Origin of the sequence: Streptomyces sp. NPDC102451 (assembly GCF_044765485.1) — a bacterium.
Taxonomy (GTDB): Bacteria; Actinomycetota; Actinomycetes; order Streptomycetales; family Streptomycetaceae; genus Streptomyces.
This window is the reverse complement of the sequence record NZ_JBIWKD010000014.1, coordinates 160,199-182,231: the sequence shown is the minus strand read 5'-3', so window position 1 is coordinate 182,231 and position 22,033 is coordinate 160,199. Positions and strand designations below refer to the sequence as shown.

Sequence of the window (22,033 nt, the reverse complement as noted above, 5' to 3'; positions counted from 1 at the left end):
CAGCCGTCGCCGTCAGCCCAGCTTCAGCGTCTTCTTCGCCAGCTCGTACGCCGGGAGCATCTCCTGGTGCTCCTGGGAGTCCAGCCCGCCCAGGTGCACCACGACCGGGCCGTCGGGGGTCGTGACCGCGAAGGCGTGCTCGGTCTTCGGCTCGTCCAGCAGCTCGCCGCTCACGGTGTAGCCGACCTCGGCGGCGGGCAGCGGACCGGCCTCGACCTCGGTGTACGCGGCCTCGCCCGCGTTCGGGTCGGCCTTGACGAAGGCCTCCAGCACCGCGCGGGGGGTGTCGCCGGACGCCTCGCCCTGCCACACGCGGAGGTAGCCGATGTTCCCCGCCGGCTTCGCGTCGACCTCGCAGACCATGGTGACCGGGCCCTGTTCGCCCAGCGCGGCCAGGTCGGAACCCGGCTCCACCGTGACGGCCTGCGGCTTCCAGTCCGCCGCCAGGTCGAACGTCACCGGCAGCTCGCAGGGCGAGCCCGCGCCGCCGAGCGTGACGCCCTTCGCCGCGGCGGTGCTCCCGGCGGCCCCGGAAGGGGCGCTGTCCCCGTTCTTCCCCGGGTCCGCACCGTCACCGCCGCCGGACGACGACGAACAGCCGGCCAGCGCCACCGCCGCCACCGCCGCCGGAATCAGAGCCCGTACCGCTCCACGCATCATGAAGTCCCCACCCCGAAGATGTTCCGAACCGCTCCGACCTGGGGTTTCTCCCCATGATCGATCGCCGCACGCTATCGCACCCCGCGTGGCGACTACCCTGGGACGCCGAGCGGTCCCCGACGCAGGGACCCCCGTCGCAGGAGTGAAATGGCCGTCAATCTGGTCAATGTCGAGCAGGTCAGCAAGGTGTACGGCACCCGTGCCCTGCTCGACGGTGTATCCCTCGGGGTGTCCGAGGGCGACCGGATCGGCGTCGTCGGCCGCAACGGCGACGGCAAGACGACGCTCATCCGGATGCTCGCCAAGCTGGAGGACGCCGACACCGGCCGCGTCACCCACAACGGCGGGCTGCGTCTCGGTGTCCTCACCCAGCACGACTCCCTGGACCCGGCGAAGACCATCCGCCAGGAGGTCATCGGCGATCTCGCCGACCACGAGTGGGCCGGCAGCGCCAAGATCCGCGACGTACTCACCGGACTCTTCGGCGGCCTCGCCCTCCCCGGCTTCGAACACGGCCTGGACACCGTCATCGCCCCGCTCTCCGGCGGCGAGCGGCGCCGGATCGCGCTGGCCAAGCTGCTCATCGGCGAGCCGGACCTGATCGTCCTCGACGAGCCCACCAACCACCTCGACGTCGAGGGCATCTCCTGGCTGGCAGGACACCTGCGCGCCCGCCGGTCCGCACTCGTCTGCGTCACCCACGACCGGTGGTTCCTCGACCAGGTCTGCACCAGCATGTGGGACGTCCAGCGCGGCGCGGTCCACGAGTACGAGGGCGGCTACAGCGACTACGTGTTCGCGCGGGCCGAGCGGGAGCGGATCGCCGCCACCGAGGAGTCCAAGCGGCAGAACCTGATGCGCAAGGAGCTGGCCTGGCTGCGCCGGGGCGCCCCCGCGCGCACGTCCAAGCCGCGCTACCGCATCGAGGCCGCCAACGAGCTGATCGCCGATGTGCCGCCCCCGCGCGACACCAGCGAGCTGATGAAGTTCGCCAACGCCCGGCTCGGCAAGACCGTCTTCGACCTGGAGGACGTGACCGTCCAGGCCGGACCCAAGACGCTGCTCACCCACCTCACCTGGCAGCTCGGCCCCGGCGACCGCGTCGGCCTCGTCGGCGTCAACGGCGCGGGCAAGACCTCGCTGCTGCGCGCGCTCGCCGAGGCGGCCCGCAGCCAGGGCGACGTGCAGCCCGCGGCCGGGAAGGTCGTCGTCGGCAAGACCGTCAAGCTCGCCTACCTCTCCCAGGAGGTCGCCGAACTCAACCCGAACCTGCGGGTCCTCGAAGCCGTCCAGCAGGTCCGCGACCGCGTCGACCTCGGCAAGGGCCGTGAGATGACGGCCGGGCAGCTCTGCGAGCAGTTCGGCTTCGCCAAGGAGAAGCAGTGGACCCCCGTCGGCGACCTCTCCGGCGGTGAGCGGCGCCGGCTGCAGATCCTGCGGCTGCTGATGGACGAGCCCAACGTCCTCTTCCTCGACGAGCCCACCAACGACCTGGACATCGAGACCCTGACCCAGCTGGAGGACCTCCTCGACGGCTGGCCCGGATCGATGATCGTGATCTCCCACGACCGGTTCTTCATCGAGCGGACCACCGACAAGGTGATGGCGCTCCTCGGCGACCACGCGCTGCGGATGCTGCCGCGCGGCATTGACGAGTACATCGAGCGCAGGCAGCGCATGGAGGAGACGGCGACGCCCGCCTCCGCCGCCGGGTCCTCGGCGCCGAAGGCCGCACCGGCCGAGACGGTCTCGCCGCAGGCGGCGCGCGCCGCGAAGAAGGAGCTCCAGAAGGTCGAGCGGCAGCTCGACAAGATGTCGACCAGGGAGACGGCACTGCACGCGCAGATCGCCGACAACGCCACCGACTTCGAGAAGGTCGCCACCCTCGACGCCGAGCTGCGCGAACTGGTCGCGGAGCGGGACGTGTTGGAGATGCGCTGGCTGGAACTGGCCGAGGACGCCTGACGGATGGCCCCGGTGCGGGCCGAGAGCCGTGCCCGGGCGGGTGGTAGAAAGTAGATCCGCTCGGGTTGGCGTGACCCTGCGGAGCCATGGACGTACGAGGGGGATCCGCCGATGACTCAGCCTGCCGGCCAACAACCGCAGGGGAGCTTCGGAGCCCCGTACGATCCGCCGCCCGGCGCCCCTGGATACGGTCACCCGCCGACCCCGTACGCCCCGCATCCCGGGCCGTACGGGCCGACGGCGCAGGGGAGTTACGGCCCCCCGCCGCCGCAGCCGCCCGGTGGCACGGGACCGGCCGGCCCCGGCGGCGGTGGCCGCTCCAAGGGCAGGACCCGCGCGGTCGTCGGCGCCGTGCTCGCCCTGGTCCTGGTCGCCGGGGGCGGCGTCTGGTTCGCCCTGAGCGGTGACGACGGCAGGAAGCCGGCCGCCGGACCCGCGCCCACGGCCGGCCAGAGCGACGGGAAGAGCGACGGCGAGGGCGAGAGCGACGCCGAACTGGCGGCGCGGCTCGACGGCCTCCGCGAGCCGGGCGAGGCGAAGGTCCGCTGGGTCCGGAGCCTGGGCGTCGACCTCCCGGCCCGGGCCATGGGCGTGTACGGGCCGTGGAGGGCCGGCGACATCGTCGCCAAGTCCTTCTACCGCACCGTGTCGGGCTACTCGATGTCCGACGGGGCGGAGCGGTGGAGCCTGCGGCTGCCGAAGGAGATCTGCGGAGCGCCCACCCTGCCCACCACGGACGGCAAGATCGTCGTCGTGACCGAGGGGGAGGAGACCGACACCGGCGCGGACTGCTCGGTCATGCAGATGATCGACCTGCGGACGGGGAAGACGGGCTGGACGAAGTCCATGCCGAACAACCCCGACATCCAGCGGCGGCCAGCCATGGCGTCGAACGGCGCCACGGTGACGTTCGCGCGCCCCGGACAGGTCCACACCTACCGGGCGGCCGACGGGCAGGAGCTGTTCGCCGCACAGCCACGCGACTGCCAGTCCTACTCCTTCGTGAGCGGACCCCGGACGGTGGCCCTCGCGAACTGCGCGGAGGGCCACGAGGTCCAGGAGTTCGACCCGGCGACCGGAAAGCTGAAGTGGCGGTACGCCGTCGAGGAGGGCTGGTCCGTCGAACAGGTCTACTCGGTCAGCCCCTTGGTGGTGGCGATGGGCAAGGACGACGCATGGCGGCTCGTCGCCCTGAGGGACGACGGCACCTACCGTTCGCGGATCGATCTGGGCACCCGGGACGTCGACCTCGGTTTCGCCGACTACGAGGTGAGGTGCGGCGGTTACCTGGTCCTCTCCAGGAACAGGGACGACTGCGAGGGCGCCGCCGCGGACGACGACACCTTCTACATCTCGACCAAGCGGAAGCACGTCGAGTTCGACATCGACAACCGGGTCGTCGCGTTCGACCTCGACACCGGCCGGCAGAAATGGGCGGCCGACGCCCCGCTCGGGCGGAGGATGGAACCGATGCGTGTGGACGGCGGGAAGCTGCTCGTCCACGTGGCCGCCACCGAGACACGGGGCGGCGAGATCGCGACGCTCGCACCCACCGGCGGCGAGCCGCGGACGCTGCTCACCCACCCCGCGTCGACGGCCGCCATCGAGGCGGGCATGACCGCCGCCGAGGTCGACTACGAGGACGGCCGTTCCCTCCTCACCCTGCCGCTGGTCGGCACCACCGAGGACGACGAGGCCGAGATGAGCACGAAGACGATGCTCGCCTTCGGCGAGTGAGCGGGCGGCCCGCCCGCCGCGCCGCGGACGGCGCAGAGGACTCCGCCCGGCCGTGTGAACGCGCCGGGCACCGGACCGCACGAAGGGGGACGTGCTGATGACCCAGCCGCCCGGCCCGCAACCGCCCGAGGGAAGCTTCGGTGCCGCGCACGACCGTCCGCCCGGGGCCCCTCAGCCGGCACCCGGATACGGATACCCGCCGCAGCAGCCGGGCTCGTACGCCCAGCAGCCGGGCCCCTACGGTCCCGGCACCCAGCAGCCCGCCCCGTACGCCCAGCCGAACCCTTATGCCCAGCACCCGGGTTACGGCGGTCCGCCGCAGCCGCCCACCGTCACGGCACCGGGCGGACCGCCGCCGGGGCCCGGCGGCGGTGGCCGGTTCAAGGGCCGGACCGGTGTGGTCGTCGGCGCCGCGCTCGCCGTGCTGCTGCTGGCCGGCGGCGGCATATGGCTGGCCACGGGCGACGACGGGGGCGGCACGAAGAAGCCCGTCGCCGGAGAGAGCGGTGACGTCGCGAAGCCGAGCGGCTCACCCACGGCGGACAAGGACGGGACCGTCACCGCACCGACCGCCGCCGAACTCAACGCGGGGCGCGAGCCGGGCGAGGCGAAGGTCGCGTGGCTCGCGGCGAACGGCGTCGACCTGCCCGCGTACGGCGAGGACGCCTACGGCCCCTGGTTCGCCGGGGACATCGTCGCCAAGGGCATGTACCGCAAGGTGACCGGTTACGCGGCGGCCGGCGGCACCGAGAAGTGGTCCCTGGCCCTTCCCACCGACCTCTGCGCGGCGCCCACCCTGCCCACCGCGGACGGGAAGATCGTCGTCGCCGTCGAGGACAACGTCGCGGAGGAGGAAGCGGACTGCTCCGTCCTCCAGATGATCGACCTCCGTACCGGCAGGGCGGGCTGGAGGAAGACGGTCCCGCGCACCGGGGCGCAGGACGCCCTGTCCCACGTCGCCATGGCCGTCAACGGCGACACACTGACCTTTGGACGCACCGGCAACACCTCCGCCTTCCGGATCAGCGACGGCAAGGAGCTCTTCGGCAGGCGCGAGGGCGTCTGCCAGCCGTACGCCTACACCAGCGGCGCCCGGATGATCGGAGCCGTCAGCTGCCAGGCGCAGCCCGACGACCCCGTCCAGCAGGAGGTGCAGGAGGTCGACCCCACCACCGGTGCCCCGAAGTGGACGTACCGGCTGAAGCCCGGCTGGGAGGTCGCGCACGTCTACTCCGTGAGCCCGCTCGTCATCTCGATCAAGCAGCCCGAGAAGTGGGCCATCGCCGTCCTGAACGACGACGGCACCTACCGCTCCCAGCTGGCCGGCGGGGACGATAACTACGCCGTGCGGTGCGACGAGGACTCCGTGACGGAGGGCGGCAACCTCGACGGCTGCGCCGGTGTCGCGGCCGACAGCGGCCGCGTCTATCTGTCGACCGAGCCGAAGGCCGACAAGGAGGGGGAGGCCAACAAGGTCGTCGCCTTCGACCTGGCCACCGGCAAGGCCGTCTGGAAGGCCGCCGCACCCGGCCACCGGCTGGTGTGGCCGCTGCGCATGGAAGGCACGGACGTGCTCGTCCACGTGCAGGCGTCGTACCGCAAGGCCGGATCGATCGCCACGCTCGCACCGACCGGCGGAGAACTCCGGACACTGCTGAAGCACCCGGCGTCGGCGGCCGAGACCGAAAGCTCCCTCTTCGAGCCGAAAGTCGCCTATGCGGGAGGCCGTTCCGTACTGCTGGCGACCCGGATCAGCGCGGACGACGACGAGGAGGAGATGGCGGCGACCGCGCTGCTGGTCTTCGGCGAATAGGGCGCACCTGCGAGGATCCTGTGAAAGCCGCACCTCCCGGGCACAGTTGACGGAGCATCGGGGAGGACGGGCCCGGGCGGCCGTGACAGGTGCATAACGACGGCGTCACGGCCCGGTTCTCCCTTGGGAACAGGGGGTGGACCGAACCGGTGCCCTGTGTGGTGCGGGTGGTACAAAGAAGCCCCGCTCGACTGTCGTAACGCCGCGGAAGCCATGCCCGATTCGCTCCTTTCCGGGGGGAATTCAGAGATTCCTTGCACCTGATCCTCTGAGCCCAGCGGAATCGCGGGGGAGACCGGACCGGGCACCGGACCGCACGAAGGGGGACGTGCTGATGACCCAGCCGCCCAGCCAGCAACCGCCGCAGGGGGGCTTCGGGGCTCCGCAGGATCCGCAGGGCACCCCCCAGCCGCCCCAGCCGCAGTCACCACCGGCGGCCCCGCCGCAGATGCCGCCCGTGCCCCCGCAGACGCCGCCCCCGGGCGCGCCGCAGACGCCTCCGCCCGCGCAGCCCGGTTACGGCTACCCGCAGGCACCGGGGGCGCAGCCGGGCTACGGCTACCCGCAGGCACCCGGTCAGCCGGCGCCCGGCCCGTACGCCCAGCAGCCCGGTCCCTACGGCGCCCCGGCCGGCCCGTACGCGCAACAGCCCGGCCCCTACGGTCAACAGCCCGGTTACGGCTACCCGCAGCAGCAGTACCCCGGCACCCCCGCGCCCGGCGGCTCCGGCAGCGGTCCCTTCAAGGGCAAGCCCGCCGTCATCATCGGTGCCGCGGTCGCCGTGCTCCTCGTCGCCGGCGCCGGCATCTTCTTCGCCACGAGCGGTGACGACGACGAGAAGAAGCCCGTCGCCAAGTCCAGCAGCGGCGCCCCTGACCCGAGCACCTCGCCCACCGTTGACCAGGGCGACGGCAAGGGCGACGGCCGTGAGGCGAACGACGACCTCAACGCCGGGCGCAAGGACGGCGAGGCGAAGGTCCTCTGGCTGACGAAGAACGACGTCGACCTTCCGCGCAACGGCGCCGACGTGTACGGCCCGTGGATCGTAGGGGACACGATCGTCAAGGGCATGTACCGCTCGGTCGTCGGCTACTCCGTGGCGGACGGCAAGGAGAAGTGGAAGCTCCCGCTGCCCGCCGACATGTGCTCGGCGCCCGGGACGGCCACCGCCGACGGCAAGATCGTCATCGGCGTGAAGAACGGCACGACGGACAGGGCCGACTGCGCCGACCTCCAGATGATCGACCTCAACACCGGCAAGGCCGGCTGGAAGAAGTCGGTCAAGAAGAACGGCACCTGGGACCTGCTGTCCGACATCGGCCTGGCGATCAGCGGTGACACCCTGACCGTCGGCCGTACGAGCAACTCCAACGCCTACCGGGTCAGCGACGGCAAGGAGCTGTTCGGCAAGCCGTCGGGCAACTGCCAGCCGTTCGCCTTCGCCGGCGGCCCCAAGCTGATCGCCGCGGTGAGCTGCCGCACCGACGACGTGGACAACCCGCAGCACCAGATCCAGGAGGTCGACCCGACCACCGGGAAGGCCAAGTGGACGTACCAGCCCAAGCGCGGCTGGGAGATCGACAAGGTCTACTCGGTGAGCCCGCTCGTCGTCTCGCTGACCCAGCGCGAGGAGAAGAAGTGGGGCATCCTCGCGCTCAAGGAGAACGGAGCGCTCCGTTCCCAGCTGATCAGTGACAAGGGGGACAACCCCGCCGTCGACTGCGGGAACGACTTCTCGGTCTTCGGCCAGCAGCTGGAAGGGTGCAGCGGTCTCGCCGCCGACGCCAACACCTTCTACATGATGACCGAGGACGACACCAGCGGCACCGGCCGCACCAACAAGGTCATCGCGTTCGACCTGAACACCGGCAAGACCAAGTGGAAGTCGGCGGCGCCCGCCGAGCGCACCATGAAGCCGCTGGGTATGGAGGGCGGCAAGGTCCTGGTCTACCTGGAGCCCTCGTACGACAAGGGCGGGGCCATCGCGACGATCGCACCTACCGGAGGGGCGCCCGAGGTGGTGCTGCAGCACCCGGACTCCACGACCCGGATCGAGAACTTCTTCTCGTCCAAGACCTTCTATGTGGGCGGCCGTTCCTTCGTCGTCAGCGACCGCGTCAGCGCGAGCAACGACGAGGAGGAGAAGGAACAGACGACCATGATGGCCTTCGGCAAGTGACGGCCGACGACCGCCACCGCAGCCCCTCCTTCTCAGACTCCGCAGAGGTACGTACGCCATGACCCAGCCGCCCCAGCCGCCCAACGAACCGCCCCAGGGCGGATTCGGAGCACCGCAGGACCCGCCGCCCGGCGGTTTCGGCGCACCCACCCCGCCGCCCGCCGACCCGCTGGCCAAGCAGCCCCCGGCCGCACCGCCCACGCCGCCCGCCGGTGGCTACGGCAGCCCGCCCCCGCCGCCCGCCGGTGGCTACGGCAGCCCGCCCCCGCCGCCCGCCGGTGGCTACGGCTTCCCGCAGACGCCCCCGCCGGGGCAGCCGCCGCAGAACCCGGCGTACGGCTACCCGCAGGCACCGCCTCCCGGGCAGCCGCCGGCCCAGCCCGGTTACGGCTTCCCGCAGGGACCGCCTCCCGGGCAGCCGCCGGCCCAGCCCGGCTACGGCTTCCCGCAGACGCCCCCGCCCGGCCAGCCCGGCATGTACCCGCAGCAGGGGTACGGCTACCCGACCGCGCCGATGCAGCCGCAGTACGCCACCCCCCAGCCCGGCGGCGGCAAGAAGTTCACCACCCAGATGCAGATCATCGTCGCCGCGGTCGTCGCCGTGGTGCTGATCGTCGGCGGCGGGATCATCTACGCCTCCAGCAGCGGTGACGACGGCAAGCAGGACGAGGCGTCCTCGGCCGGCCCCGACGGCGGCGGCGCCGACGGCGAGGGCAAGGGAGGCAAGGGCGACGGCCTGGCCGGCGGCACCGAGAAGGCACCGTCCGACACCAAGTCCAAGGTCGGCTTCCAGCTTCCGCACCCGAAGGTCACCGACACCACGGTCGTCGCCGGCTCCTGGGCCACCGACAAGGTGTACGTGAAGTCCGGCGTGTACGAGATCGTCGGCTACGACCTCGCCAAGGGCACCAAACTCTGGTCCATCCCGCTGGAAGGCCAGGTCTGCGCCGCGTCCCGGCACATGAGCAAGGACTACAAGACGGCCATCGCCTTCCAGGAGGGCAAGCCGACCGCCAAGGACAAGTACCCCTCCTGCAACCGGATCGGCGCGCTCGACCTCGCCACCGGCAAGCTGATGTGGAGCAAGTCCGTCACCTCCTCCGCCAGCGGTGACGAGCCCGTCAGGTTCAACGAGGTCACGCTCAGCGGCACCACGGTCGCCGCGGGCGGCACCAGCGGCGGCGCCGCCTTCAACCTCGCGAACGGCGCCGAGCTCTGGAAGCCGAAGGCCGACACCAACAACTGCTACGACATGGGTTACGGCGGCGGCGAGGCCCTCGCGGTCGTGCGCAAGTGCGGCAGCTACGACGAACCGCAGCTGACCATCCAGGCGCTCAACCCGACCACCGGCGCACCGCTCTCCTCGTACAACATGCCGGCCGGCGTCGAGTACGCGCACATCGTCTCCACCAAGCCGCTCGTCGTCGCGGCCGACGTCGGCGACACCGCCGGCGACGGCAGCAGCATCTCGGACTTCTTCTCCATCGACGCGGCCACCGGCAAGCTCATCGTCCGGATCTCCGCCGACGCGGACAAGTACGCGGGCGACTGCGGCTCCACCGAGGTCGAGGACTGCACCTCGCTGGCCGTCGGCAACAACAGGATCTACGTGCCGACCGAGGAGCACGAGGGCGGCGGCGAGTACGGCGACACCAACGAGATCGTCGCCTTCGACCTCACCACCGGCAAGCTCGTCGGAGGCAGGGCGGACGCGGGCGACCGCTACACGCTGACCCCGCTGCGCACGGACGGCTCCAACGTCATCGCGTACAAGAGGCCCCCGTACGACAAGGGCGGCCAGATCGTCTCCATCAACGGCTCGACCTTCGAGGAGACCGTGCTGATGGTCAACCCGGACGACGAGTCGGTGCGCGAGGCGGAGACCAGCTTCTCCGTCAACTACGCCGAGTTCATCTACGAGAAGGGCCGGCTGTTCATCTCCGAGCAGATGGTCAGTGAGCCCAGCAAGTCCAGCACACTGGACGACAAGCAGTACCTCGTCGTCTCCTTCAGCACCGTCTGACCCGCCCGGCCCGCTCCCGGGCGGGTCAGGCGGAACGGCCCTGCCGGTTGATCATCCGACCGGCAGGGCCGATCGTTTTCCGACGGGCAAGTAGTACTGAATGACTCAGAATTCGGCATTCAGGGGGGCTTCTGCCCGGTAGAGGGCGCGCCACGTCGAACAAGCGTGTAACTTGCCGGGTCAGAGAGGCCGGGGGGCCTGTTCGGAGTTACGCAGCGGTAGTGCGCTGCACACGTGGGGGCTATCTCGATGGGCGTGCGGCTCATGGTGGTCGATGACCACCGTCTGCTCGCCGAGGCACTCGCCTCGGCGCTGAAATTGCGCGGGCACCGGGTGCTCGCGGCAGCCGCGCCGACCTCGGGGGCCGCGGAACTCGTCGTCAGCAGGGCGCCGGAGGTCTGCCTGTTCGGCACGGCGGCGCCCGCCGAACCCGGGGCGTTCGACCCGATCGTACGGATCGGACGGGAGCGCCCGCAGGTCGCGGTGGTGGTGCTCGGACCGGTGCCGAGCCCGCGGGGGATCGCCGCCGCCTTCGCCGCGGGAGCGGCCGGTTACGTCCGCCACGACGAACGCATAGAGGGCGTCGAGCGCGCCATGGTCAAGGCCCGCGCGGGAGAGGTCGCGGTCGCCCCGCAGCTGCTGCGCGGCGCGTTCGCCGAGCTGCTGCACCCGGCGGTCCAGCCGGACGACGAGGGGCAGCGGCTGCTGCGCATGCTGACCCCGCGCGAGGTCGAGGTGCTGGTGCGGGTCGCCGAGGGTGAGGACACCCGGCTGATCGCGGCGGGCATGGGGATCGCGCCGAGCACCGCCCGCACCCATGTGCAGCGGGTGCTGATGAAGCTCGGGGTCGGCTCCCGGCTGGAGGCCGCCGCACTCGCGGCCCGTACGGGACTGCTCGACCGGGCCGCGCCGGGAATGCCGCAGGGGCCGGACGGCCTCGCGTGAACGCGTGACGGTCCGGCCCCTGCGGCGTTCCGGTCAGCTCTCCGGCGTGCCGGGCGCCCCGTCGGGCACCTGGGCCGGGCGCAGCTTCATCCAGATCAGGAAGAAGAGGCCGAGTGCCAGCATGGCCAGGCCGGTCCAGAGGTTGATGTGGACGCCCTCGGCCTTCTTCAGGTCGGCGTCGGACGGGTCGATACCGGCGATGGTGACGATCACTCCGTAGACCACGAAGAGACCGCCGATGATCCGCCGGATGTCGAAGAGCCGGGCCGCGGTCGCGGACTTCTGCTCCAGCTCGGAGACTTCCTTGTGCAGGTCGGACATGGTGAGTGCCTCCGATCAGAGCGAGTAGGGCAGGTAGCAGAGGGCGGCGAGGACGATGGCGCCCCAGCCGAGGAGTGCCGGCTTGCGGTACCAGGCGTCGTCGCCCTCCTCGGGCGGCTCGTCGGCGCCGGGGGCCTCGGTCCCGTAGACCAGACCGGCCAGTTCGGCCTCCGGCTTGGGCGCGGTGAAGAGGGTGACGGCGACCATGACGACCGCGCCGGCGACGAATCCGACGATCGCGGAGACGAAGTTGGCGCCCTGGTCGGAGGGGATGTCGATGATGCCCTGCTTGTAGATGACGAAGTAGTTGACCATCGCCGCGGTGGTGCCCGCGACCAGCCCCCAGACTCCGGACTTCATCGACGCGCGCTTCCAGAACATGCCGATGATGAAGACCACGAACATCGGGACGTTGAAGAAGGAGAAGAGCGTCTGGAGGTAGCTCATGATGTTCGAGAAGCTCGAAGCGATGAACGCGGTGCCGATCGAGGCCAGCACACCGGCGGCCGTGACGCCGCGGCCGAACTTCAGGTAGTACGCGTCCGGCTTGTCCTTCTGCACGTAACGCGCCCAGATGTCCGTGGTGAACACCGTGTTGAACGACGAGACGTTGGCGGCCATACCGGCCATGAACGCGGCCAGCAGACCGGTCACCGCGATACCGAGCACACCGTTGGGCAGGAGCTCCCGCATCAGCAGCGGAATGGCGTCGTTGTACGTGAGGTCCGAGTGGGCCGATCCGATGTTCGGGACGACGACGGCGGCGACCATGCCCGGGATCATCACGAGGAAGACGATGAAGATCTTCGGGAACGCGGCGATGAGCGGGGTGCGCTGGGCGGCCGAGAGGTTCTTCGCGGACAGGGCACGCTGCACCTCGGCGAAGTTGGTCGTCCAGTAGCCGAAGGAGAGCACGAAGCCCAGGCCGAGGATGATCGTCAGCCAGTTGGCGCCGAGCGGGTTGGCGTCACCGATGCCCGTCCCGCCCCAGGCGGAGAGGAAGTTCTCGCCGTGGCTCTGCTCCAGCGAGCCGGTCAGACCGTCCCAGCCGCCGACGCGCTTGAGACCGAGGATGGTCAGGGGTATGAGCGCGGCAAGGATGACGAAGAACTGGAGCACCTCGTTGTAGATCGCCGAGGAGAGGCCGCCGATGGTGATGTAGAGCAGCACGAAGATGCCGGCCACGACGATCGCGACCCACTTCGGCCAGCCCAGCAGGGCCTCCACGACGATCGACAGCGCGTAGAGGTTCACACCGGCGATCAGGATCGCCGCGAAGGCGAAGAGGGCCGAGCTCAGCAGGTGCGCCGACTTGTCGAAGCGCTGGAGCAGGAACTCCGGTACGGAGCGGACCTTCGACCGGTAGTAGAAGGGCATCATCACCAGGCCGAGGAAGACCATGGCGGGGATGGCGCCGATCCAGTACCAGTGGACGACCGCGACGCCGTACTGCGCGCCGGTCGCCGCCATGCCGAGGATCTCGGTGGCACCGAGATTCGCCGCGACGAAGGCCAGACCGGTCACCCAGGCGGGCAGTGACCTTCCGGACAGGAAGAAGTCGAGACTCGTCTTCACACTGGCCCGGGCGGCGAAGCCGATGCCGAGCACCACGACGAAGTAGATCGCCAGGATTGTGTAATCGAGCCCGTTCGTGGGGAGCCGGAGCCCTTCGGCCAGATAGTGCATGGGGGGTACTCGCTTCGTTGCGCGAACTGAACCCGTCGGAACCTACGCCTATGTGTTCAGAAAATGAACAGGTCGCATGACGTTCTTTGTTTGATCGTGATCGGACGGGAGGAAATGTCCTGATCTGCCCATCCATCTGCACATGCTGCTCACAGGACTCGGCGGCATTGACGTTCCGTGTTGACTTGTGATTTGTTATGTGCGGTTATGTTTGGAGGGTGTCGCGTTATATGGAGGAGCCTGGTGAAGAAGACGGTTACGACCCTCGCCGACGGCCGTGAGCTGATCTATTACGACTCCGCGGACGACACCGTCCGCGACGCCGTCGACCTGCGGCCGCTGGATGCCGTCCCCGCTTCCGGGGAGGACTCGGAGATCCGCCACGACCCCCTGCTCGGCGACTCGGTGGCCATCGCCTCGCACCGCCAGGGGCGCACCTACCACCCGCCGGCCGACGAGTGCCCGCTCTGCCCCTCGCAGGAGGGCCGGCTCAGCGAGATCCCCGACACCCACTACGACGTCGCCGTCTTCGAGAACCGCTTCCCCTCCCTCGCCGGTGACTCCGGCCGGTGCGAGGTCGTCTGCTTCACCTCCGACCACGACGTGTCGTTCGCCGGCCTCACCGAGGACCAGGCCGCCCTGGTCCTGGAGGCGTGGACCGACCGCACCGCCGACCTCGCCGAGCTCCCGCAGGTCACCCAGGTGTTCTGCTTCGAGAACCGGGGCGCCGAGATCGGCGTCACCCTCGGCCACCCGCACGGGCAGATCTACGGCTACCCGTTCGTCACCCCGCGCACCGAGCAGATGCTCCGCTCGATGGAGGCCCACCGCGCGGAGACCGGCCGCAACCTCTTCGACGACGTCGTCGCCCGCGAGCTCGCCGACGGCGACCGCGTCGTCCTGGAGGGCGAGCACTGGGTCGCCTTCGTGCCGTACGCCGCGCACTGGCCGTACGAGGTCCACCTCCACCCGCGCCACCGCGTCCCCGACCTGCGGGAACTCGACGAGGGCGCCCGCACAGAGTTCCCACAGATCTATCTGGAACTCTTGAGGCGATTCGACCGGATCTTCGGCCCCGGCGAGCCGCCGACCCCGTACATCTCCGCCTGGCACCAGGCTCCCTTCAGGGTCCCCGGCCGCGAGGAGTTCGGACTGCACCTGGAGCTTTTCACCATCCGGCGGACCACCGGCAAGCTGAAGTTCCTCGCGGGCTCCGAGTCCGGCATGGGCGTGTTCATCAACGACGTGCCGCCGGAGGCCGCGGCCCAGCGACTGCGAGAGGTAGCGAGCGAGTGAGCAACACCGGCAAGAAGTACCTGGTGACGGGCGGCGCGGGATACGTCGGCAGTGTCGTCGCCACCCACCTGCTGGAGGCCGGTCACACCGTGACCGTCCTCGACGACCTGTCGACCGGCTTCCGCGAAGGCGTCCCCGAGGGCGCCGAGTTCATCGAGGGCCGCATCCAGGACGCCGCCAAGTGGCTGGACCCCTCCTACGACGGAGTGCTGCACTTCGCCGCGTACTCCCAGGTCGGCGAGTCCGTCGCCGACCCCGAGAAGTACTGGGTCAACAACGTCGGCGGCACCACCGCCCTCCTCGCCGCCATGCGCGACGCCGGAGTGCGCACCCTCGTCTTCTCCTCCACCGCGGCGACCTACGGCGAGCCCGTCTCCAGCCCCATCACGGAGACCGACCCGACCGCGCCCACCAGCCCCTACGGCGCCTCCAAGCTCGCCGTCGACCACATGATCTCCGGCGAGGCGACCGCCCACGGCCTGGCCGCCGTCTCCCTGCGCTACTTCAACGTCGCGGGCGCCTACGGCAGCTGCGGCGAGCGCCACAGCCCCGAGTCGCACCTCATCCCGCTGGTCCTCCAGGTCGCCCTCGGACAGCGCGGGTCGATCTCCGTCTACGGCGACGACTACCCGACCCCCGACGGCACCTGCGTACGCGACTACATCCACGTCGCCGACCTCGCCGAGGCCCACCTCCTGGCCCTCGGAGCGGCCACCGCGGGCGAACACCTCATCTGCAACCTCGGCAACGGCAACGGCTTCTCCGTACGCGAGGTCATCGAGACCGTCCGCAAGGTCACCGGCCACCCCGTCCCGGAGACCGCCGCACCCCGGCGCGGCGGCGACCCGGCCGTCCTCGTCGCCTCCGCCGCCACCGCCAGGGAGCGGCTCGGCTGGCAGCCGTCGCGCGCCGACCTGGCCGCCATCGTCGCCGACGCCTGGACGTTCGCCCGCCGAGAGGAGCCCACCGCACCATGACCGACAACGCCGAGCTCACCGCCTCCTTCACCGAGCTCTACGGGACCGCCCCCGAGGGGATCTGGGCCGCCCCCGGGCGGGTGAACCTGATCGGTGAGTACACCGACTTCAACGACGGCTTCGTCATGCCGCTCGCCCTCCCGCACACCGCCCGCGCCGCCGTCGCCCGCCGTACCGACGGGCAGCTGCGGCTGCACTCCACCGACGTACCGGGCGGCGTCGTCTCCCTGCGCGTCGACGAGCTGACCCCGCACTCGGGCCACGGCTGGGCCGCCTACCCGGCCGGTGTCGTCTGGGCGCTCACCGAGGCCGGGCATTCCGTCACGGGCGCGGACATCCAGCTCACCTCCACCGTCCCGGTCGGCGCCGGCCTCTCCTCCTCGGCCGCCCTGGAGGTCGTCACCGCGCTCGCCCTGAACGACCTCTTCCAGCTGGGCCTGAGCGCCCCGGAGATCGCCGTGCTCGGCCAGCGGGCCGAGAACGCCTTCGTCGGCGTGCCCTGCGGCGTCATGGACCAGATGGCCTCGGCGTGCTGCACCGAGGGCCACGCCCTGCACCTCGACACCCGCGACCTCACCCTGCGCCAGGTCCCCTTCGACCTCGCCGCGCACGGACTGCGCCTGCTGGTCGTCGACACCCGCGTCAAGCACGCCCTGGGCGACGGCGCCTACGCCGAGCGCCGGTCCGGCTGTGAGGCGGGCGCCCGGGCGCTCGGCATCGGCACCCTCCGCGACCTCCCGTACGAGGGCCTCGACGCCGCGCTGGAGACCCTCGCGGCGGCCGGCGAGGACGAGTCGGTCGTGCGCTACGTCCGCCATGTGGTGAGCGACAACCACCGGGTGGAGCAGGTCATCGCGCTGCTCGACGCGGGCGAGGTGCGCGCGGCGGGCCCGGTCCTCAACGAGGGCCACGTCTCGCTCCGCGACGACCTGCGGGTCTCGTGCCCGGAGCTGGACCTCGTGGTCTCCGCGGCGAACGAGGCCGGGGCGCTCGGCGCCAGGATGACCGGCGGCGGCTTCGGCGGCTCGGCGATCGTGCTGGTGGAGGAGGCGATGGAGGACACCGTCGCCAAGGCCGTCTCGGAGGCCTTCACCGCGGCCGGTTACGCCGCCCCAGGAGTCTTCCCCGCGGTTCCCTCGGCGGGCGGCCGGCGGATCGCTCCAACTGCTTGACCAGGATGAACTCCGCGACGCCGGGCGGGTAGTCCTCGACCTCGCCGACCACCTCGTACCCCTGCTTCCGGTAGAAGTCCGGGGCCTGGAAGCCCCAGGTCTCCAGCCGGGAGCGGATACAGGCCCGGTCGTCGTGGGCGAGGCGCTCCGCCTCGGCGAGCAGCCGTGAGCCGAGACCGAGACCGCGGTGGCGGGTGTCGACCCAGAGCAGGTCCACATGGAGCCAGTAGGCCCAGGTCCGCCCGCTCAGTCCGCCGGCCAGCTCCCCCCGTTCGTCCAGGAGCCAGACCTCCAGCGGGACTTCGTGCTCGGCGGAGGTGGACCGCAGGGCGCGTAACTCGGGTGATCCGTCCCAGTTGTCGTCGTGCAGCCGACGGCCCAGCAGAATACGACGTTCCTTGTCCACTTCGGTCTCAAGACGGAACATGTGCAACACCCTAAACACCTTGGGCGGTCAGTTCTGTGAATCGCCTTCCGACAACCACCGCCCACCGTAGGCTGATGCGCAGCACCGGTGGGGGCCGGTGCCGTTTCAGGGGACGAGACAGTCGGATACGACGCCCGGGGCGGGTGGCGGCCGGCACACGGCGGCGGCCGTGAGCCGGCTGTTCACCGGAACGCTCCGGGCGTCGTGTCCGCCGTGGTCCGTCCTCGTCGGGGCAGGCCATGAACGGGGCGCCCCAGGAGTTCACACAGCATGGGGGTGTCTGTGGCGCGTATCCGGGTTCTGGTGGTCGACGACCACCGCATCTTTGCCGAGTCCTTGGCGGCGGCCCTCGCCGCCGAACCGGACGTCGACGTGTCCGCGGCGGGCAGCGGTCCCGCCGCGCTGCGGTGTCTGGAGCGCGCGGCCGCCGAGGGGCGGCGTTACGACGTGATGCTGGTCGACGCCGAACTGGGCATTCTCGCCCCGGGTGGCGCCGGCGTCGTCCCCGCGCCGCGCGGCGCACCGGAGGGCGCACCCGCCGGCGGTCCGGTGGACGGCATCTCGCTGGTGGCGGGGGTGCGTTCGAGTCAGCCCCGGATCCGCACGGTGGTCCTCGCCGAGAAGGACGACCCGCGCCGGGCCGCGAAGGCGCTGCAGGCCGGTGCCTCGGGCTGGGTCGCCAAGGACTGTTCGCTGCAACGGCTGCTGACGGTCATACGGGGTGTGCTGCGGGACGAGACGCATCTGCCGGCCGCGCTGCTGACCGGGGTCCTGCGGGAGCTGACGGCGGCCCGCAAGCACCGCACCGAGAGCGAGCAGCTCGTCGAGTCGCTGACACCGCGCGAGCGCGAGGTGCTGCGCTGCATGGTGGCGGGCCTGGGCCGCAAGGCGGTCGCGGAGCGGCTCTTCCTGTCCCCGCACACGGTGCGTACGCATATGCAGAACGTGCTGGGGAAGCTGGGCGTGCACTCGACGCTGGCGGCCGTGGCGCTGGCCCGGCGGGCCGGGGTGGGACCGGTCGCGCTAACCGGGGATGTTGTCGAACGGGGCGGTCAACTGGCGTAGCAGTCCGGCCAGTTCGGACCGCTGCTGGCGGGAGAGCTCACCCAGGATGGCCCGCTCCTGGGCGAGCAGCCCGGCCAGCGACTGGTCGGCCTTGTCGCGGCCCAGGTCGGTCAGCCGGACGAGGACGCCACGGCGGTCGCTCGGGTCGGGGAGCCGCTCCACCAGATTCTTCTTGGTCAGCCGGTCGATGCGGTTCGTCATCGTGCCCGAGGTGACCAGGGTCTGGGTCAGGAGCTGGCCGGGGGAGAGCTGGTACGGGGCGCCCGCGCGGCGCAGGGACGTCAGGACGTCGAATTCCCAGGGCTCCAGCTGGTGCTCCGCGAAGGCGATCCTGCGGGCCCGGTCCAGGTGCCGGGCCAGGCGCGAGACGCGGCTCAGGACCTCGAGTGGTTCCACGTCGAGGTCGGGGCGCTCGCGGCGCCATGCAGCGACCAGTCGGTCGACCTCGTCCTCCATGTCGATCAGTGTAGAGGGTCCCTCGACATGAAGTCTCTTGAATTCAAGTGTCTTGACATCAAGAGAAAATGCTGGTGATCCTGATCCCATGGCAGCAACCAGCTGGGACCCCCAGCAGTACCTCCGTCACGCGGACCACCGCACCCGCCCCTTCCACGACCTCCTGGCCCGCATCGGCCCCCTCCCGCACGAACCCGCACCCCGGATCGCCGACCTCGGCTGCGGCGCCGGCAACGTCACCGCGCTCCTCGGCGACCGCTGGCCCGGAGCCCGCACCACCGGCTACGACAGCTCACCCCGCATGCTGGAACGCGCCCGCACCCACGCCGGACCCCTCCTCGACTTCACCGAGGCCGACGCCGCGACCTGGGAGCCCACCGAGACGTACGACCTCATCGTCTCCAACGCCCTGCTCCAGTGGGTCCCCGGCCACACCGCCCGCTTCCCCCACTGGCTGGACGCCCTCGCCCCGGGCGGCACCCTCGCCTTCCAGGTCCCCGGCAACTTCGACGCCCCCAGCCACACCCTCATGCGCGAACTCGCCGAATCCCCCCGCTGGCACGACCGCCTCGGCAGCCTCCTGCGCCACGCGGACGCCGTACACACCCCCACCGAATACCTGGAACACCTCACCGCGCCCGGCCGCACCGTGGACGTCTGGGAGACCACCTACCTGCACCTGCTCCAGGGCGAGGACCCCGTCCTCGACTGGGTCAAGGGCACCGGCCTGCGCCCCGTCCTCGACGCCCTCGCCGACGACCCCGAGGCCCACGACGCCTTCCTCACCGCATACCGCGACCTGTTGCGCACCGCCTACCCGGCCGGCCCGCACGGCACGGTCTTCCCGTTCCGCCGGATCTTCGCGGTGGTCCGCACGGCCGGATGACCGCTCAGAGCCGGTCGAGCGCCTCCGGCGAGATGTCGACGTCGACAGGGAAGGGCACACCCGTCTTGAGCCGGTCGTGATGGATGCCCGTCAGCGCGTACGTCTTGTTCACCGGGTCCAGCTCGTAGACCCGCACGACCGGGTGCTTGTCGCTCCCGGCCATCTCGACCAGCCAGAAGTTCGGGATGCCGGCCGCCGCGTACTTCTGCGGCTTGGTGTCACGGTCGCGGGCCTCGGAGTCGGGTGAGACCACCTCGACGGCGAGGAGCACGTCCGCAGCTGCGAAACGGGTCAGCTCCGGCCCGGTGACCGCTTCCGCCCGGACGACGGACACATCCGGCTCGGGAGCGTTGCGCCGGTCGAGGACCACGGTCATCTCGCGGCGCGCCCTCAGTTCCGGTGGGGCGCTGTGCCGGAGCCCGGTCACCAGAAGGTCGATCATCGTGCTGTGGAAATCTCGCTGCGGACTCACAAAAACCAGGCTCCCGTCAAGCAATTCCGTGTGCGGCGGGAGATCGGGCAGCGTGAACAGGTCGTCCACGGTGTATCCGTCCTGCGGGGGCACCGGCCAGCGGCTGCTGTGCCCGGTGATCGGCTCGGCGCTCATGGTTGTTCCTCCCATGGACGGGATTCTGTGCCCTGCCGACCACACTACGGCCGGGAATCCACAGGCGTCATCACAACGGGTGACGCGCCGCTGATCAGCTCTTCCGGTGGCCTATCAGCCGCGGCTTCGACTCCAGGTTCTCCAGCCCGTGCCACGCCAGATTCACCAGGTGGGCGGCCACCTCGGCCTTCTTCGGCTTCCGTACGTCCAGCCACCACTGACCCGTCAGCGCCACCATCCCCACCAGCGCCTGCGCGTACAGCGGGGCCAGCTTCGGGTCGAAGCCCCGGGCCTTGAACTCCAGGCCCAGGATGTCCTCGACCTGCGTCGCGATGTCACTGATCAGCGACGCGAAGGTGCCCGTGGACTGCGCGACCGGCGAGTCACGCACCAGGATCCGGAAACCGTCCGTGTACGTCTCGATGTAGTCCAGCAGCGCGAACGCCGCCTGCTCCAGCAGCTCGCGCGGATGCCCCGCCGTGAGCGCCCCCGTCACCAGGTCCAGCAACTGGCGCATCTCGCGGTCGACCACGACGGCGTACAGACCCTCCTTGCCGCCGAAGTGCTCGTACACCACCGGCTTGGAGACCCCGGCACGCGCCGCGATCTCCTCCACCGAGGTGCCCTCGAAGCCCTTGTCGGCGAACAGGGTGCGGCCGATGTCCAGGAGCTGCTCGCGGCGCTCCTTGCCGGTCATCCGGACCCGCCGGGGCCTTCGCGTGGGGGCAGGCCTGCTCTTCTCGCCGCTGGTACTTCCGTCGGTCGCCACGTCGTCAATCATGCCGGGTCTGCGGCCGCGGCCTTGCGGCGGGAGGCGATACGCGAGGCATCAGGCCACCGCACGTCGCTCGCCCAGCCCAGCTTCTCGAACCAGCGGATCAGCCGGGCGCTGGAGTCGATCTGGCCCCTCATCACCCCGTGCCGCGCGCTCGTCGGGTCCGCGTGGTGCAGGTTGTGCCAGGACTCGCCGCACGAGAGCACCGCCAGCCACCACACGTTCCCGGACCTGTCACGGGACTTGAAGGGCCGCTTGCCGACCGCGTGACAGATCGAGTTGATCGACCACGTCACGTGGTGCAGCAGCGCGACCCGGACCAGCGAGCCCCAGAAGAAGGCGGTGAACGCACCCCACCAGGACATCGTGACCAGGCCACCGACCAGCGGCGGGATCGCCAGCGAGAGGATCGTGAAGCTGAGGAAGTGACGCGAGATCGCACGGATCGCCGGGTCCTTGACCAGGTCCGGGGCGTACTTCTGCTGCGGTGTCTGCTCCTCGTTGAACATCCAGCCGATGTGGGCCCACCACAGGCCCTTCAGCAGCGCCGGCAGATTCTCACCGAACCGCCACGGCGAGTGCGGGTCGCCCTCGGCGTCGGAGAACCGGTGGTGCTTGCGGTGATCGGCCACCCAGCGCACCAGCGGCCCCTCCACCGCCATCGAGCCCGCGACGGCCAGGGTGAGCCGGAGCGGACGCTTCGCCTTGAACGAGCCGTGCGTGAAGTACCGGTGGAAGCCGATCGTCACACCGTGGCAGCCCCAGTAGTACATGGCGACCAGCAGACCCAGGTCGAGCCAGCTGACACCGCGGCCCCAGGCCAGCGGCACCGCCGCGACCAGGGCCGCGAAGGGCACCACGATGAACAGCAGCAGCGCGATCTGTTCGATCGAACGCTTCTTGTCGCCGCCGAGCGTGCCGGACCGGGTTGCGGAGTCGCCTGCCGTCGGCAGGCCGTCGTCGATCACATCGGGGCTGGTGGGCATGGGGAGTCCCCCGTGAGGTGAGGAAATATGACGGTATGAACGGGCTACGCTTCCGTA

At 70.6% G+C, this 22,033-nt stretch carries 18 protein-coding genes and 1 pseudogene; 11 read left to right on the top strand and 8 right to left on the bottom strand.

Translation table 11 applies throughout. The features are described from left to right. Positions 1-12: 12 nt before the first annotated feature. Positions 13-657 carry a lipoprotein gene (locus tag ACIRD8_RS27490; RefSeq protein WP_403997064.1) on the bottom strand — a complete coding sequence of 215 codons (645 nt, stop codon included), beginning with the start codon at positions 655-657 and terminating at the stop codon, positions 13-15. A gap of 150 nt (positions 658-807) precedes the next feature. On the opposite strand from ACIRD8_RS27490, the gene ACIRD8_RS27485 reads away from it, so the two are divergent. From ACIRD8_RS27485 to ACIRD8_RS27460, 6 genes are all read left to right on the top strand, one after another. Then, the gene (locus tag ACIRD8_RS27485) at positions 808-2,625 is read left to right on the top strand and encodes an ABC-F family ATP-binding cassette domain-containing protein (RefSeq protein WP_403996935.1); all 1,818 of its coding nucleotides are present in this window, start codon (positions 808-810) and stop codon (positions 2,623-2,625) included. 111 nt (positions 2,626-2,736) lie between these two features. Continuing rightward, positions 2,737-4,362 carry a PQQ-binding-like beta-propeller repeat protein gene (locus tag ACIRD8_RS27480; protein WP_403996932.1) on the top strand — a complete coding sequence of 542 codons (1,626 nt, stop codon included), beginning with the start codon at positions 2,737-2,739 and terminating at the stop codon, positions 4,360-4,362. A 97-nt stretch (positions 4,363-4,459) separates the two neighbouring features. Then, a complete protein-coding gene (locus tag ACIRD8_RS27475) occupies positions 4,460-6,175 on the top strand; it encodes a PQQ-binding-like beta-propeller repeat protein (protein ID WP_403996929.1) in 1,716 nt (571 codons plus the stop codon). 334 nt (positions 6,176-6,509) lie between these two features. After that, entirely contained in the window at positions 6,510-8,354 is a 1,845-nt protein-coding gene (locus ACIRD8_RS27470; RefSeq protein ID WP_403996926.1) for a PQQ-binding-like beta-propeller repeat protein, read from the top strand. A gap of 58 nt (positions 8,355-8,412) precedes the next feature. After that, the gene (locus tag ACIRD8_RS27465; RefSeq protein WP_403996923.1) at positions 8,413-10,377 is read left to right on the top strand and encodes a PQQ-binding-like beta-propeller repeat protein; all 1,965 of its coding nucleotides are present in this window, start codon (positions 8,413-8,415) and stop codon (positions 10,375-10,377) included. Between the two features lie 249 nt (positions 10,378-10,626). After that, positions 10,627-11,322: a LuxR C-terminal-related transcriptional regulator gene (locus ACIRD8_RS27460; RefSeq protein ID WP_403997061.1), complete on the top strand. Its 696-nt coding sequence runs from the start codon at positions 10,627-10,629 to the stop codon at positions 11,320-11,322. A gap of 33 nt (positions 11,323-11,355) precedes the next feature. Here ACIRD8_RS27460 and ACIRD8_RS27455 read toward each other — a convergent pair whose 3' ends face one another. Together ACIRD8_RS27455 and ACIRD8_RS27450 are read right to left on the bottom strand one after the other, a co-directional pair. Continuing rightward, positions 11,356-11,643 carry a hypothetical protein gene (locus tag ACIRD8_RS27455; protein ID WP_403996920.1) on the bottom strand — a complete coding sequence of 96 codons (288 nt, stop codon included), beginning with the start codon at positions 11,641-11,643 and terminating at the stop codon, positions 11,356-11,358. Between the two features lie 15 nt (positions 11,644-11,658). Next, positions 11,659-13,329: a sodium:solute symporter family protein gene (locus ACIRD8_RS27450; RefSeq protein WP_403996917.1), complete on the bottom strand. Its 1,671-nt coding sequence runs from the start codon at positions 13,327-13,329 to the stop codon at positions 11,659-11,661. A gap of 243 nt (positions 13,330-13,572) precedes the next feature. Between ACIRD8_RS27450 and galT the strand changes: the two genes are divergently transcribed. The 3 genes from galT to galK are packed head-to-tail and all read left to right on the top strand — an operon-like array spanning position 13,573 to position 16,774. After that, complete coding sequence (galT, locus tag ACIRD8_RS27445; RefSeq protein WP_403996914.1) at positions 13,573-14,625, top strand: galactose-1-phosphate uridylyltransferase; 1,053 nt, start codon at positions 13,573-13,575, stop codon at positions 14,623-14,625. After that, positions 14,622-15,602: a UDP-glucose 4-epimerase GalE gene (galE, locus tag ACIRD8_RS27440; RefSeq protein WP_403996911.1), complete on the top strand. Its 981-nt coding sequence runs from the start codon at positions 14,622-14,624 to the stop codon at positions 15,600-15,602. The genes galT and galE overlap by 4 nt, the downstream gene beginning before the upstream one ends. Continuing rightward, positions 15,599-16,774 (top strand): galactokinase, encoded by a 1,176-nt coding sequence (gene galK, locus ACIRD8_RS27435; protein WP_403996908.1) that lies wholly within the window; start codon positions 15,599-15,601, stop codon positions 16,772-16,774. Before galE ends, galK begins: the two co-directional genes overlap by 4 nt. On the opposite strand, the pseudogene ACIRD8_RS27430 reads toward galK, so the two are convergent. Then, a pseudogene (locus tag ACIRD8_RS27430) lies at positions 16,764-17,201 on the bottom strand (GNAT family N-acetyltransferase); the annotation flags it as partial. The gene galK and the pseudogene ACIRD8_RS27430 sit on opposite strands and share 11 nt — an antisense overlap. A 282-nt stretch (positions 17,202-17,483) precedes the next feature. On the opposite strand from ACIRD8_RS27430, the gene ACIRD8_RS27425 reads away from it, so the two are divergent. Beyond that, positions 17,484-18,266 (top strand): LuxR C-terminal-related transcriptional regulator, encoded by a 783-nt coding sequence (locus ACIRD8_RS27425; RefSeq protein WP_403997058.1) that lies wholly within the window; start codon positions 17,484-17,486, stop codon positions 18,264-18,266. Here ACIRD8_RS27425 and ACIRD8_RS27420 read toward each other — a convergent pair. Beyond that, the gene (locus ACIRD8_RS27420; RefSeq protein WP_403996905.1) at positions 18,225-18,722 is read right to left on the bottom strand and encodes a MarR family winged helix-turn-helix transcriptional regulator; all 498 of its coding nucleotides are present in this window, start codon (positions 18,720-18,722) and stop codon (positions 18,225-18,227) included. The two genes, ACIRD8_RS27425 and ACIRD8_RS27420, sit on opposite strands and share 42 nt — an antisense overlap. Before the next feature lie 88 nt (positions 18,723-18,810). Here ACIRD8_RS27420 and ACIRD8_RS27415 point away from each other — a divergent pair, with 88 nt between their 5' ends. Next, positions 18,811-19,608, top strand: coding sequence for a trans-aconitate 2-methyltransferase (locus ACIRD8_RS27415; RefSeq protein ID WP_403996902.1), 798 nt, complete (start codon positions 18,811-18,813; stop codon positions 19,606-19,608). A gap of 4 nt (positions 19,609-19,612) precedes the next feature. Here the strand turns inward: ACIRD8_RS27415 and ACIRD8_RS27410 are convergent, their stop codons facing one another. The 3 genes from ACIRD8_RS27410 to ACIRD8_RS27400 form a co-directional block, all read right to left on the bottom strand. Next, positions 19,613-20,215, bottom strand: a complete 603-nt coding sequence (locus ACIRD8_RS27410; protein ID WP_403996899.1) for a Uma2 family endonuclease — start codon at positions 20,213-20,215, stop codon at positions 19,613-19,615. A 94-nt stretch (positions 20,216-20,309) separates the two neighbouring features. Continuing rightward, the gene (locus ACIRD8_RS27405) at positions 20,310-20,996 is read right to left on the bottom strand and encodes a TetR family transcriptional regulator (RefSeq protein ID WP_403996896.1); all 687 of its coding nucleotides are present in this window, start codon (positions 20,994-20,996) and stop codon (positions 20,310-20,312) included. Further along, complete coding sequence (locus ACIRD8_RS27400) at positions 20,993-21,976, bottom strand: acyl-CoA desaturase (protein WP_403996893.1); 984 nt, start codon at positions 21,974-21,976, stop codon at positions 20,993-20,995. The genes ACIRD8_RS27405 and ACIRD8_RS27400 overlap by 4 nt, the downstream gene beginning before the upstream one ends. Positions 21,977-22,033 lie beyond the last annotated feature (57 nt).